At 67.3% G+C, this 13,147-nt stretch carries 10 protein-coding genes and 1 pseudogene; 6 read left to right on the forward strand and 5 right to left on the reverse strand.

The features are described 5' to 3' along the window. The first annotated feature begins 210 nt into the window (after positions 1-210). Positions 211-849: a Pr6Pr family membrane protein gene (locus tag ACM6JT_RS12440; RefSeq protein ID WP_034180034.1), complete on the forward strand. Its 639-nt coding sequence runs from the start codon at positions 211-213 to the stop codon at positions 847-849. Positions 850-907: 58 nt separating this feature from the next. Here ACM6JT_RS12440 and ACM6JT_RS12445 read toward each other — a convergent pair whose 3' ends face one another. Beyond that, positions 908-1,639, reverse strand: coding sequence for a peptidoglycan DD-metalloendopeptidase family protein (locus ACM6JT_RS12445; RefSeq protein ID WP_414856566.1), 732 nt, complete (start codon positions 1,637-1,639; stop codon positions 908-910). Between the two features lie 422 nt (positions 1,640-2,061). On the opposite strand from ACM6JT_RS12445, the gene ACM6JT_RS12450 reads away from it, so the two are divergent. After that, a complete protein-coding gene (locus ACM6JT_RS12450; protein ID WP_072439461.1) occupies positions 2,062-2,382 on the forward strand; it encodes a hypothetical protein in 321 nt (106 codons plus the stop codon). Positions 2,383-2,494: 112 nt separating this feature from the next. Here ACM6JT_RS12450 and ACM6JT_RS12455 read toward each other — a convergent pair whose 3' ends face one another. From ACM6JT_RS12455 to ACM6JT_RS12470, 4 genes are all read right to left on the reverse strand, one after another. After that, positions 2,495-2,839, reverse strand: a complete 345-nt coding sequence (locus tag ACM6JT_RS12455; RefSeq protein ID WP_034180037.1) for a DUF4148 domain-containing protein — start codon at positions 2,837-2,839, stop codon at positions 2,495-2,497. A 198-nt stretch (positions 2,840-3,037) separates the two neighbouring features. Next, on the reverse strand, positions 3,038-4,450 hold the full coding sequence (gene gndA / locus ACM6JT_RS12460; RefSeq protein ID WP_034180038.1) for an NADP-dependent phosphogluconate dehydrogenase: 1,413 nt from the start codon (positions 4,448-4,450) through the stop codon (positions 3,038-3,040). 97 nt (positions 4,451-4,547) lie between these two features. Continuing rightward, entirely contained in the window at positions 4,548-5,189 is a 642-nt protein-coding gene (locus ACM6JT_RS12465; RefSeq protein ID WP_105392775.1) for a DUF938 domain-containing protein, read from the reverse strand. Further along, a complete protein-coding gene (locus ACM6JT_RS12470; protein ID WP_414856567.1) occupies positions 5,186-6,082 on the reverse strand; it encodes an NAD-dependent protein deacetylase in 897 nt (298 codons plus the stop codon). The genes ACM6JT_RS12465 and ACM6JT_RS12470 overlap by 4 nt, the downstream gene beginning before the upstream one ends. Positions 6,083-7,147: 1,065 nt before the next feature. Here ACM6JT_RS12470 and ACM6JT_RS12475 point away from each other — a divergent pair. From ACM6JT_RS12475 to ACM6JT_RS12490, 4 genes and pseudogenes are all read left to right on the forward strand, one after another. Further along, positions 7,148-8,107 carry an LLM class oxidoreductase gene (locus ACM6JT_RS12475; RefSeq protein WP_217589920.1) on the forward strand — a complete coding sequence of 320 codons (960 nt, stop codon included), beginning with the start codon at positions 7,148-7,150 and terminating at the stop codon, positions 8,105-8,107. 367 nt (positions 8,108-8,474) lie between these two features. Continuing rightward, on the forward strand, positions 8,475-10,955 hold the full coding sequence (locus tag ACM6JT_RS12480) for a mechanosensitive ion channel family protein (RefSeq protein WP_407972548.1): 2,481 nt from the start codon (positions 8,475-8,477) through the stop codon (positions 10,953-10,955). Positions 10,956-10,999: 44 nt separating this feature from the next. After that, positions 11,000-11,315: pseudogene (locus tag ACM6JT_RS12485) on the forward strand (TolC family protein); the annotation flags it as partial. 221 nt (positions 11,316-11,536) lie between these two features. Next, positions 11,537-13,072: a catalase gene (locus tag ACM6JT_RS12490; protein WP_243566265.1), complete on the forward strand. Its 1,536-nt coding sequence runs from the start codon at positions 11,537-11,539 to the stop codon at positions 13,070-13,072. Positions 13,073-13,147: the final 75 nt, after the last annotated feature.

Genomic DNA, 13,147 nt, shown 5'->3' on the forward strand with positions numbered 1-13,147 from the left:
TGCGGGGAGGGGCGCATGCCGCAGCCGGCTCTGCGCCCGGCGGAGCTGCCACGATTGTAGCCGCACGGACGTCCGGTTTTGCTCGGCGCGGTCAAATATCCGACGAATCGTCGACACGCACCGCGCGCGGCTGCCATATGGAAAATCCGCATCGCGCACGGGAACGGCTGTGGCACGATGAAGCTTTGGTGTCGACGTTGCGCGCGCATCATGAGCAAGGCGTTCTTCGTTGCGGCCTACCGGCTGATTGCCGCGTTGCTCGCGGTGTCCACGACGTTGCACAGCATCGCCGGCTACTGGGGCATGCCCGCAATTCATCTTGGCAACTTCCTCAGCTATTTCACGCAACTGAGCAGCCTCTATGCGTCGGCGATGCTGACCGCGGGGATCTGGTGCATCGCGCGTCCCGGCTCGGCCCGCTACGAATCGATGCGCGGCGCGGCCGTTTTGTACGTGCTGATCACCGCGATCGTCTACGAACTGCTGCTCGCACGCCTCGATGCGCTGCATCACGTCACACCTGCGTTCAATAACTGGGTGCTGCACCGGATCGTGCCGCTCGTCATGCTGTGCGACTGGCTGTACGTGGAGCCGCGCTCGCCGATCGCACGGCGCAGCGCGTTCGCGTGGCTCGGTTTTCCGGTCGTCTATCTCGGCTATACGCTCGTGCGCGGCGCGCTGGAGAACTGGTATCCCTACCCGTTCGTCGATCCGCGGCCGCACGGCTACCTGCCGGTCGCGATCCAGTGCTCGCTGATCGCGCTCGGCGCGGCGGCGCTCGCATTGGGCATCCGCTGGCTCGGCAATCACGCGAGACAATCCGACACCGCGACGCTGAAGGAAGGATGAAAGCGAAAGAAGGCGGGAGCGTGTGCGCCGCCCGGCGCACACGCGGCGATGCGGCTCGTCAGCCGCCGTTGCGCGGCAGGAAGTTCATCGGATCGACGACTTTGCCGTTCTGGCGGACTTCGAACTCGAACGTCGAACGGCCGTTTGCGTCGGCGCCCATCTCGGCGACCGGCTGGCCCTGGCGCACCGCGTCGCCTTCGTTGACGAGCAGCTTGCCGTTGTGACCGTAGGCCGTGATGAGCCCGTTGTCGTGCTTCAGGATCACGAGCGGGCCGTACGCCTTGACGCCGGACCCGGCATAGACCACCCGCCCGTTCGCCGCGGCCCGCACCGAACGGTCGGGCCCGGACGCGGCGATCACGATGCCGCGCGTCTTGCCGGCCGCAAACGGCGCCGTGACGACGCCCGTGGCCGGCCATGCGAGCGAGCCCGGCTGCGCGGCCGCCGCGGGCGGCTGCCCGAACGACGTCGCGGCAGGCGGCGCGACGCGCAGCACCTGGCCGGGCGACACCGCGTCGGTAGGCGCCATGTGGTTCCAGCTCGCCACATCCTGCACGCGCTGCCCGTAGGCGTTCGCGATGCCCGCGAGCGTGTCGCCCGGGTTCACGCGGTAATAGCCGGCGATCACGCCCGGCGTCGCGGCCGACGTCGGCCCCGACGAACGCGCCGGCTGCCAGTTGTCGGTCCACGGCGTCAGCGTACAGCCCGACAGCGCGACGGCCGCGGTGACGAGCGCCGCCTGCGGCAGCCAGTGCGCCAGCGAATCGTGGATGGGAATAGTTTTTCTCAAGGGTCCTCCCGGATTTGCGTCGTTGCGCCGCCCACCGCCCTCCGGCGCGCGACGCACGATGTCCGGCCGGACGGCCGGACCAACCAGTATCCGACCGCTCTCGCGGCCGTCAGTTTCCACAGCGGAACGTCGGCGCGAACGGGCTCACCGGCCCCTTTTTCGCGTCGCTCCGACCGGCAAAGATACCATTTGTCGCGGTCAGGGCCGCGACAGACGCAGGTTCCGGCAACAATCTTGCGGCTTCGCCGATGCGGGCCGGCGGCCCGCGAACCGCACCGCGCGGGCCGTCCGGCGGCCCAGCCGCAGGTCTTCCGCCCGCGTCGCAGCCGTCTGCCGTCTCGGCTCCGTCACATTCTCCCCTTCGATCGCCGCCTATACTCGGTGATGCGCAGCGTAATCCAACGACAACGAGGAGCATGACAATGAACAATGCGACGTTTCTTTCCGTGCAGCTCAATGCGGACGATTTCGCCGGTTCCAGCGGCCTGGTCGAATTGCTCAACCGGCACCTGCTGTTCGCGACCGACGTCGCCGAGGCGGCCGATGCGCTCGTTCAGCTGGCGAGCGTCGCGCACCTGACGGGCGCCACGCGCCACAGCGTCGAGCTGCCGGTCCTTGCGATCGAGCGGCTGCGCGACGCGCTCGACACGCTGAGCGGCTACGACGAAACGTGGCTGCAGGTGCTGGAGCCGGCCGAAGCGCTGTTCCGGGAGATCGGGCGCGGCACGCGCCCGCTGCACTGACTGCCGGCGCCGCAGGCGCCACCAATGAAAACAGCCCGTCGTTTCGCGTTGCGAAACGACGGGCTGTTTGTACTACATGGGGTCAGGTCCGGCCGCCGGGGCGGCCGCGCCATTAACGACCCTTGTAGACCGGTGCGCCGTCAGCGATACGCTTGACTTGCCAGCCGGTCTTTGCTGCGGCCGGAGCGCCGGATTCCTGCGCGGCGGCCGGTTGCGCGCCATAGCCGGTCGTGTCGGCGGCGGCGACGTTCTGTTGCGGGTTCACACGAGCTTCAGCTGCCTGGATGCCTGCCGGGTAGTCCGTGCGGTCGCTGCCCAGCTTGTAGCCGGCCTGTTGCAGTTGAACCAGTTCGGCCTTCACCTGCGCACGGGTAACGGGCGCGTTCTGTTGGGCGAACGAGACGGCGGGAACGGCGAGGACAGCAGCTGCAGCGAACGTTGCGATCAGCGATTTCATGATTACCTCCGGGATTTTTTTTGCTCCGCCGCACACACCATGTCTGCAGCGATGGAACAGAGTTTAGTCCCGATGTCCCCTAGGGAAAACCATGAAAGAGCGAAAACACTGTTTCCCCGGAGCCAACAATGTCGGCATCCGGGATAGAAAAACCCTATTCAAAGAATAGATTTTCGCAACAATGCGCCCGCGGGCCGGTTACGACCAGTTCGCGTGGAAGCTGCCCGGCTTGTCGGTGCGCTCGAACGTGTGCGCGCCGAAGAAGTCGCGCTGCGCCTGCACGAGGTTCGCCGGCAGCCGCTCGGAACGGTAGCTGTCGAAGTACGCGACCGCCGACGCGAACGCCGGCACCGGCACGCCGGCCTTCACCGCGGCGACCACGACGTCGCGCAGCGATGCCTGGTAGTTCGCTGCGATGTCCTGGAAGTACGGATCGAGCAGCAGGTTCGCGAGCGCCGGATCCTTCGCGTAAGCCTCCGTGATCTTCTGCAGGAAGCGCGCGCGGATGATGCAGCCCGCGCGGAAGATCTTCGCGATCGTCCCGAGGTCGAGATTCCAGCCGTACTCTTCGGACGCCGTGCGCAGCTGCGCGAAGCCCTGCGCGTACGAGATCACCTTGCTCAGGTACAGCGCACGGCGCACCGCTTCGACGAACGCGGCGCGATCGCCGTCGAACGGCGCTTCAGTCGGGCCCGACAGGATCTTGCTGGCCGCGACGCGCTCGGTCTTCAGCGACGACAGCACGCGCGCGAACACCGATTCCGTGATGAGCGGCAGCGGCACGCCGAGATCCAGCGCGTTCTGGCTCGTCCACTTGCCGGTGCCCTTCTGCGCGGCGCGATCGAGGATCACGTCGACGAGGTGCTTGCCGGTCTCTTCGTCCTTCTTGCCGAAGATCTTCGACGTGATCTCGATCAGGTAGCTGTCGAGCTCGCCCTGGTTCCATTCGGTGTACACCGCGCCGAGCTCGTCGTTGGTCAGGCCTGCGACGTTCTTCAGCACCGAGTAGCTTTCGGCGATCAATTGCATGTCGCCGTATTCGATGCCGTTGTGAACCATCTTCACGTAGTGGCCCGCGCCATCCGGGCCCATGTACGCGACGCACGGCTCGCCGTCCGACGGTGCCTTCGCGGCGATCTGCTTGAGGATCGGCTCGACGAGGTCGTACGCGTCGCGCTGGCCGCCGGGCATGATCGACGGGCCGCGCAGCGCGCCCTCTTCGCCGCCCGACACGCCGGTGCCGATGAAATGCAGGCCCGATTGCGCGAGTTCCTGGTTGCGGCGGATCGTGTCGGTGAAGTGCGTATTGCCGCCGTCGATCAGCACGTCGCCCTTCTCGAGCAACGGCTTGAGCGACGCGATCGTCGCATCGGTCGCCTCGCCTGCCTTCACCATCATCAGGATCCGGCGCGGCGTTTCGAGCGATGCGACGAATTCCTCGAGCGTGTAGGTCGGCACCAGATTGCGGCCGGGGAATTCGGCGATCAGTTCGTCGGTTTTCTCGCGGCTGCGGTTGTACACCGACACCGCATAACCGCGGCTCTCGATATTGAGTGCGAGATTGCGGCCCATCACCGCGAGTCCGATCACACCGATTGCTTGTTTGCCCATTAGTCAATTCTCCGGAAAAAACAGGGCGCGACCCGACCCGGGCCGCGCGCACAGGCGAAAGGATAGTGGAAACCCGGCGGCGATGCGCGCTTGCGTGTCATTGCTCCGCGTGCGGAAGCCGCCGGAACACGACGCTCAGGTTGTTCGCCGGCATCTCGACGACCTCGATGCAGTCGAGCCCGCGATCGAGTCCGAGCGCGACGACAGTCTCGAGATCGCGCACGCCCCAAGACGGGTCGCGGCTGCGCAACTGCAGGTCGAACGCTTCGTTCGACGGCGCCGTATGCCGGCCCTCGCGACGATACGGGCCGTACAGGAACAGCACGCCGCCCGGCCGCAGCAGCCGCGACGCGCCCGCGAACAGCGCGTCGGTACAGGCCCACGGCGAGATGTGAATCATGTTGATGCAGACGATCGCGTCGAGCGCGTCGACCGGCCACGACGCGTCGCGCACGTCGAACGCCAGCGGCCCGGCGACGTTCGCGAGACCCGCATGCGCGATCCACGCGGCGATCGAGCGCCGCGCGTGCGCGTCGGGATCGCTCGGCTGCCAGCGCAGGCCCGGCAACGCCTGCGCGAAATGGACGACGTGCTGCCCCGTGCCGCTCGCGATTTCGAGCACGCTGCCGGTCGCCGGCAGCACGCGGCGCAACACGTCGAGGATCGGCCCGCGATTGCGTTCGGCCGCCGGCGCCGAGAGCCGCGCGGACGGATCGGGCGAAGCTGTCGGGCCGCTCACGATGCGTGCTCCGGTGCGTTGCGCGCGAGGCCCAGCCGCGCGGTGAGTGCGTCGAGCGCCGGTGCGCACTGCGCCTCGACCTTCAGCGTCAGCATTGGATCGGCGCGCGTATGGCCGAGATTGAGCGCGGCGACCGGCTTGCGCTGCGCCTGCGCCCACACGCAGAAGCGGTACCCGGAATACACCATCAGCGACGACCCGACGACGAGCAATGCATCGGCCGCATCGAGCGCCTGCGCGGCCAGCGTCACGCGCTCGCGCGGCACGTTCTCGCCGAAGAACACGACCGCCGGCTTCAGCAGGCCGCCGCACGCGGGGCACGCCGGGATGCGGAACGTGTCGAGCGCGGCCCATTCGAGGTGCGCGTCGCCGTCGGCGGCCGGCTCGGCCTGCGCGCCCAGCAGTTCGGGATTGTCGGCTTCGAGCACGGTCTGGATCGTCGCGCGCGCATGATGCGCGCCGCATTCGAGGCACGTCACGCCGTTGATCCCGCCGTGCAGCTCGATCACGTCGTCGCTGCCCGCGCGCTGATGCAGGCCGTCGACATTCTGCGTGACGAGGCGCTCGATCCGGCCTGCGCGGCCGAGCCGCGCCAGCGCGTCGTGCGACCGGTTCGGCTGCGCGCGGCCGACGACGGGCCAGCCGATCATGCTGCGCGCCCAGTAGCGTCGCCGCGCCGCGTCGGAGCCGAGGAATTCGTGGAGCTGGATCGGCGGCGAGCGCATCCATTGGCCATTACGGTCGCGATAGCCGGGAATGCCGGAATCGGTGCTGATGCCCGCGCCGGTCAGCACGAGCAGGCGCGGATGACGCTCGACAAACGTGTGCAGCGCGTCGAGCGCGGTCGGCTCGACACAGGCGGATAAGGGGTCGTGCAAGGCTTGATCGTTCATGTTGGCAACGCGTGAGCGGGCGCGCCGGCCAGCCGTGCGACCGCACGAGCGGCCCGCGCGCCAGCACATGATACAGAACGCCGCGCGATCCGGCCGGCGCCACGCACGGCAAACCCGCGCACAAAAAAGACGCCCATCGCCGCTCGGCGATGGGCGCTTCAACAATTGATCCATCGGGGTAGTGGATCAACTGACAGCACAATATTGCGGCGTCCGCCGCGCTGAGAATGGCGAACGCTTCCCCTGGACTACGCGTGTTCCGCGATGCCGCACGCATCGTTGCGCCACCGGCTTTCCCGTGCGATCCGGTTCTTCAGGCCCGTCACGCCGACGCAATGCGCGGCGCGCGAACGCATCCGCCGCACGACGACTCGCGTTGCGCCGCGAAATGACGATCCGGGATCAAGGCCGGGGCCATCCGCATGCATTCGCAGTTCATCCCCGACGGCCGACCGGCACCGGTCGGCCTCGTGCGTCACACATGCACGTCGTCGTTCGGAACGAACCCGATTACTCGGATGGAACGGAAAGCCGTGCGCTCACGTCGCCGCGATCAACGGCGAAGCGAATACCCTGGCAGGTCGGCGATTCATATTTGCAACATGACATGTTGCGGTTCGGTCTCTTTTCATTCTCTTGTCCCCGTATTCGATACGTCCGACCCACTGAAGCGATCGCCGGGTCGACTGCACCTGCGATCGCACTCACGGCACGCACAGATATGCAAGGAGCGCACCATGCTTCATGCCGCAAGGCCGCGCGGGCCGCCGAAATGCCGTCGGTGCGAATCGCGCACCGGCAAAAAGCGCGAATGTTTCGGAACTGAAACACGGAACGCGGCCCGACCGACGCCGGCCGGGCTCGCCATCGGGCTGTCCGGGCGCAGCCCCGACGGGCATCGGGGGCGTTGCATCTGCGCGCCGCCGCCAATCGCCTTACAATCGCCCGACGGCGGCTGCACGCGCCTGAACCGACGCGTGCGCCTGGCCTTGCAGCGCGCGGCTTCGCGCCGCCTGCCCGGAAACCCGCCGCGCGTCCGCCTTGCACCGCCTCCAGGGATTCGACATGACCACGCACGCCCCCGCCCGCGCCGACGTCGCACGCCGCGTCTTTTCGGCCGGACAGTTGTCGATCGGCCTCACGCTGCCGCTGCTTCGCAGCGGCAATATCGTCGCCGACTTCAACGAACAGCTCGAACTCGCGGCGCTTGCCGATACGCTCGGCTTTCGCGCACTGTGGATTCGCGACGTGCCGCTGAACAGCGCCGACTATCCCGACCCGGTCGGCCACCTCGACCCGTGGGTGCTGCTCGGCGCACTGGCGTCGCGCACGCGCCGGATCGCGCTCGCCAGCGGCGCGATCGTGCTGCCGCTGCGTCATCCGCTGCATATCGCGAAAGGCGCGCTGTCGGTCGCGACGCTGTCGGGCGGACGCTTCATCCTCGGGCTCGGCTCCGGCGACCGGCCGCCTGAATACGCGGCGTTCGGCGTCGATGCGGAAACGCGGCGCGACCGCTATCGCGCACACTGGGACGTCGTTGCGACCGCGCTCGGCGTGCCGTCGCGCGTGCTGCCCGACGAAGCGCCGCCCGACGCGCCTGAATTCACGCTGCTGCCGCGCGGCGGCGACGCGGTGCCGATGCTCGCGGTCGGCTCGGGCGGACAGAGCGTCGACTGGATCGCACGGCACTCGATCGGCTGGATGACGTACCACCGCGATCCAGACACGCAGCGCGCCCGTTATTCGATGTGGCGCGCTGCGGTCGACCGGCTCGCGTCGCCGGCCTTGCGTGCGTTCGGCGTGTCGATGCGGCTCGACCTCGCCGCGCATCCCGACGCGCCGGCCACCGCGCTGCCGCTCGGTTATGCCACCGGACGCCGCGCATTGGTCGACATCCTGCGGGACATGCGCGCGGCGGGCACGCATCACGTCACGCTGAATCCGGGAGCGGACCGGCCCGTGCGCGAGGTCATCGAAGAACTCGCCGAGCATGTGCTGCCGTTTTTTCACGACGCGCAGTCGTGATTCTTCAGGAATACGAAACCATCAGATGCGACGTGCGTGTCGCGATGATCGTCGTTTGTTCACGATCGGGCGAACGCTCGCGTAACGACGCACCATTCACGTTCAAAAACCGTTCCCGGTCCACATCTGCACGCCGGGGCACCAACAAGCACGTGTTACAGGACGCTTACGATTCGATAAAAAGGACGTGTCCGCATATCGGACTGTCTACAGGCACGAACAAGCCGCAAACGCCCGCGCCGCCTCGCGCATGCCCGATTTGAATATTCGTCGATGGAACTATTCGGTTCCGATCGCGATCATGTTAACTTCCGTCCATCGTTCAGCTCCGCGGGCCGCGCGCCGATGCGCGCCCGCATGCCTACCCATGCGACATTTCCTCCTCGGCTGGCTACTTGCCGCCGTCGTCTCGGCCGCGCATGCGGCCGCTCCCGCACCGGCCGCCGCGTCGGCCGCTTCCGGCACTGCGCCCGCGCTGACGCCGCAACAGGCCCGGCAGGCACTCGACGTGCTCGAAAACCCGCGCGATCGCGCCCAGGTCGAAACGACGCTGCGTGCGATCGCGGCCGTCGGCGCATTGAGCGCGCCCGCGGTCACGGCAAGCGAAGCGGCTGCGGCCAGCGGCGCGTCGGCTGCCGCCGCGCCTGCCGCGCTCACGTCGAACGGGCTCGCGTCGATGCTCGTCCGCCAGGGCGCGCGCTGGACCACCGAAATCGGCAGCGCGCTGAAGGAATCGCTGCGCTCGCTGCTCGATGTCGGCTCGGTCGGAAGCTGGTGGCATGACAAGCTGGTGCGCGCCGACGGGCGCGCCGATCTCTCTCGCGCGATCTGGATCATCGTCGCCGTGCTCGTGCCCGCGTTCCTGTTCGAATGGTTCGCGAAGCGGCTGCTGCGGCGCGCGCTGGCCGCGCTGGCCGCACGGCGCGCCGACTCGGCGCACGGCACCGCGCCCGATGCCGTCACGTCCGACGACGACAACGCGCCGCCGCCGGAATCATCCGCTCCGCCCGACGCCGCCCACGCTCCCGACACCGCACCCACATCATCGCAAGGTCGCGGCGACGCGCAGCGCCACACCACGCTGCTGCACCGGATGCCGCGCGCGCTCGTCAGCCTCGCGCTGCGCGCGGTGCCACTGCTCGTATTCGTCGGCGTCGCGAGCCTGACGATGTCGATGATCGGCGACGCAGGCACGCCGATCGAATCCGCGCTCGAATCGCTGATCGACATCTACGTGATCGGACGGCTCGTCACGATCGTCAGCCGGCTGTTCTTCCAGCCCGATGCGCGGCAATTGCGGCTGCTGCACATCAGCGATGCATGGGCCGACTTCGCGCAACGCTCGATCGCGCGGATCGTGATCGTGGTCGGCGTGTGCACGGCCGCGGTCGAGATCGCCGCGAACATCGGCCTCAGCGAGGCCGGTCACGTCGCGCTGCTGAAAGCGGTCGCGCTCGTCGGGCACGTGATGATCGCGGCGCTGATCCTGCAGTGCCGCCGGCCGGTCGCCGCGCGGATCCGTGCAGCCGGCGCGGACCGGCCGACCTTCGCGGTAATCGGCAACGCGCTCGCGGACGCCTGGGCGCCCGTGTCGGTATTCATCGTGATGGCGCTGTGGTTCGTGTGGGCGCTCGACGTCCACAACGGCTACCGCGTGCTGATCACGCTCGGCGGCCGTTCGATCGCCGCGATGATCGGCATGCGGATCGTGTCGATCGTCGTGTTCGGCGCGCTCGCGCGGCTGTTCCAGCGCCGCGACGAAGACCGCACGCTCGTCCATCTGCACGCGTACCGCTACTACCCGCTGCTGCGCCGGATCGTATCGGGCGCGCTCGGCATCGTGACGGTCGTGCTGTTGCTGCAGATCTGGGGCGTGCCGATCTTCCGCGCGTTCGAGACCGGCACGATCGGCCATCGGCTCGCGTCGGCGCTGGTGACGATCGCGATCGCGGCCATCGTCGCGCTCGTCGTATGGGAAGCCGCGAACATCGCGATCGAGCGCCGTCTGCAGCGCTGGACCCGCGAAGGCAATCTCGTGCGCGCGGCGCGGCTGCGCACGCTGCTGCCGATGCTGCGCTCGCTGCTGTTCGTGATGATCGCGCTGGTCGTCGTGCTGACGGGCCTCAGCGAACTCGGCGTAAACGTCGGCCCGCTGCTGGCCGGCGCCAGCATCTTCGGCGTCGCGCTCGGCTTCGGCTCGCAGAAGCTCGTGCAGGATTTCATCACCGGCATCTTCCTGCTGATGGAAAACGCGATGCAGGTCGGCGACTGGGTCACGCTCGCCGGCGTGTCGGGCACGGTCGAATACCTGTCGATCCGCACCGTGCGGCTGCGCGCGGGCGACGGGTCGCTGTACACGATTCCGTTCAGCTCGGTGACGACCGTCAACAATACGAATCGCGGGCTCGGCAACGCGGCCGTCAAGGTCAGCATCGCGTACGGCGAGGACATCGATCGCGCAATCGCGACGCTCAAGGAGATCGGCACCGCATTGCGCGACGATCCGAAGTACCAAGACGGCATCCTGTCCGACTTCAGCTACTGGGGCATCGACCAGGTCGACGGCGCGGCCGTTGCGCTCGCGGGGCAGATGCAGTGCACGGACTCGACGCGCTGGAGCGTGCAGCGTGAATTCAACCGGCGGATCGCGGAGACGTTCCGCGAACGCGGCATCCGGATCGCCAATCCGCAACGCAGCCTCGTTGCGTACGCCGATGGATCGCGGCCGGAAGGCAACGGCGAAAGCGAGGACGAAGGCGAAAGCGGCAGCAACACCCGCAACGGCAATGCCGCCGCAACGGCGGCCCGGCCGCCGTCGGCCGGCGAACCGGAGCGCAAGCCGAACTGACCGGCAGCGGCTAACGGTGCGCGGCGGTCAACACGCGGCGGGCTTCGTCGCGCGACGAAGCGAAAGTGAATTACCAGAAGGCGGTGCTCGGCGCGCTGCAGGATGCGAACACCGCACTGCAGCGCTATGGGCACCGACGTCGTTACGCTCACCATGGTGCAAACATCGGCCGTGCATTCCCGCTCGCTGATGGACGAACGCTATCGCGCGGGCGCCGCGTCGATGATCGACCTGCTCGATACGCAACGCGGAGCGCTATCCGCGCAGCAGAACGTGATTGCCGGGCAAGCCGAACCGATCGAGGATTACGTGTCGCTGCAGAAGAGCCTCGGGCTCGGACGGCAGGCGGGCGCGGGTTGACGATGCCTGCGCGATACATGCACGACCGCGGCATCATTCGCCGCGCAATAACGCATTGCGCGCACAACACTATTCGTTTCTTCCGCAACGACCGGGCCCGCCCCGCACCGACGCCGCGGCTATCGAAAACATATCCAATATCAATTAGCCAATCGTCTGACGATCTCTTCTAATTCAGTCGGTTTCCCCACCACCGATCGGATTCAAGGAGTTCCATCGTCATGTCCTCATCCTCCCATCGCGTGCTGAGACACGCAGTCGCCGCAATCTGCGTTGCGTTCTCCGCGTCTCCGTACGCCGCCGAACTCACCCGGGACTCGGGCGCGCCCGTCGGCGACAACCAGAATTCGCAGACGGCCGGCCCTGCCGGCCCCGTGCTCCTGCAGGACTCCGCGCTCATCGAAAAACTGCAGCGCTTCGATCGCGAGCGCATTCCGGAACGTGTCGTGCATGCGCGCGGCACCGGCGCATTCGGCGAGTTCGTGCCGACCGCCGACATCTCGGACCTGACGAAAGCGAAGGTCTTCACGCCTGGCACCCGCACGCCGGTATTCGTGCGGTTCTCCACCGTGATGGGCTCCCGCGGCTCGCCCGAACAGGCGCGCGACCCGCGCGGCTTCGCGGTAAAGTTCTATACGCAGCAGGGCAACTGGGACATGGTCGGCATCAACTGGCCCGTGTTCTTCATTCGCGACGGCATCAAGTTCCCCGACTTCGTTCACGCGAACAAGCCGAGCGCCGTAACCGGCGTGCAGGATCCGAACCTCGCATTCGACTTCTTCGCGAACACGCCCGAAGCGACGCACATGCTGACGATGCTGTACACGAATGCCGGCATGCCCGATTCGTATCGCCACATGGACGGCTTTGCCGTGCATGCGTTCAAGTTCGTCAATGCGCACGGCGACGTGCACTACGTGAAGTTCCACTGGAAAAGCCAGCAAGGCGTGCACGGCCTGCGTCCGCAGGACATCGCCGCGTCGATCGGGCGCGACTGGAACATGATGACGAACGACCTGTACGGCGCGCTGAAGCAAGGCGACTACCCGAAGTGGGATCTGTACGTGCAGGTGCTCACGCCGAAGGACCTGAACCGCTTCGACTTCGATGCGCTGGACGACACGAAGGTCTGGACCGGCGTCCCTGAACGCAAGATCGGCACGATGACGCTGAACCGCGTGCCCGACAACTACTTCCAGTCGACCGAGGAATCGGCGTTTGCGCCGTCGCGGCTCGTGCCGGGCATCGAGCCGTCCGAAGACCGGATGTTGCAGGATCGCCTGTTCGCGTACGCCGACACGCAGCTGTACCGGCTCGGCTCGAACTACATGGACCTGCCGATCAACCGGCCCGCCGTACCGGTGGTCAACAACAACCAGGACGGCAAGATGAACGCCGGCGACCGCAAGGGCGAGGTGAACTACGAACCGTCGACGCTGCACGAGCTCGCGCAGGATCCGCAGTACAAGTCCGTACGCACGACGCTCGCCGGAACGACGCAGCAGGAAGCGATCCGCAAGAAGCTGCTGTTCCGTCAGGCGGGCGAGTACTACCGCGGCCTGTCGCAGCAGGACAAGGATGACCTGATCACCGCGCTGTCCGGCGATCTCGGCAAGGTGACGAACGCGCGCAACCAGTACGCGATGCTGTCGTACTTCTACAAGGCCGACGCCGACTACGGCACGCGTCTCGCGCAAGCCGTTCACGCGAACGTTCAGCAGGTGCAGTCGCTCGCGGCGAAGCTGAACGAGGACTGATCCCGCGACTCCGGTCGCCGTCGACGTGCAGGGTTGCGCCGCGCACGTCGACCTTACCCCTTCATCAGGACATCC

It is taken from the genome of Burkholderia sp. IT-111MI5 (genome assembly GCF_949752865.1).
GTDB classification, from domain to species: domain Bacteria; phylum Pseudomonadota; class Gammaproteobacteria; order Burkholderiales; family Burkholderiaceae; genus Burkholderia; species Burkholderia pyrrocinia_C.

Bases quoted from the DNA above. Each gene is read 5' to 3' on its own strand.
- ACM6JT_RS12440 (WP_034180034.1), top strand. From the start codon at position 211: ATGAGCAAGGCGTTCTTCGTTGCGGCCTACCGGCTGATTGCCGCGTTG.
- ACM6JT_RS12450 (WP_072439461.1), top strand. From the start codon at position 2,062: ATGAACAATGCGACGTTTCTTTCCGTGCAGCTCAATGCGGACGATTTC.
- ACM6JT_RS12455 (WP_034180037.1), bottom strand. From the start codon at position 2,839: ATGAAATCGCTGATCGCAACGTTCGCTGCAGCTGCTGTCCTCGCCGTT.
- gndA (WP_034180038.1), bottom strand. From the start codon at position 4,450: ATGGGCAAACAAGCAATCGGTGTGATCGGACTCGCGGTGATGGGCCGC.
- ACM6JT_RS12470 (WP_414856567.1), bottom strand. From the start codon at position 6,082: ATGAACGATCAAGCCTTGCACGACCCCTTATCCGCCTGTGTCGAGCCG.
- ACM6JT_RS12475 (WP_217589920.1), top strand. From the start codon at position 7,148: ATGACCACGCACGCCCCCGCCCGCGCCGACGTCGCACGCCGCGTCTTT.
- ACM6JT_RS12480 (WP_407972548.1), top strand. From the start codon at position 8,475: ATGCGACATTTCCTCCTCGGCTGGCTACTTGCCGCCGTCGTCTCGGCC.
- ACM6JT_RS12490 (WP_243566265.1), top strand. From the start codon at position 11,537: ATGTCCTCATCCTCCCATCGCGTGCTGAGACACGCAGTCGCCGCAATC.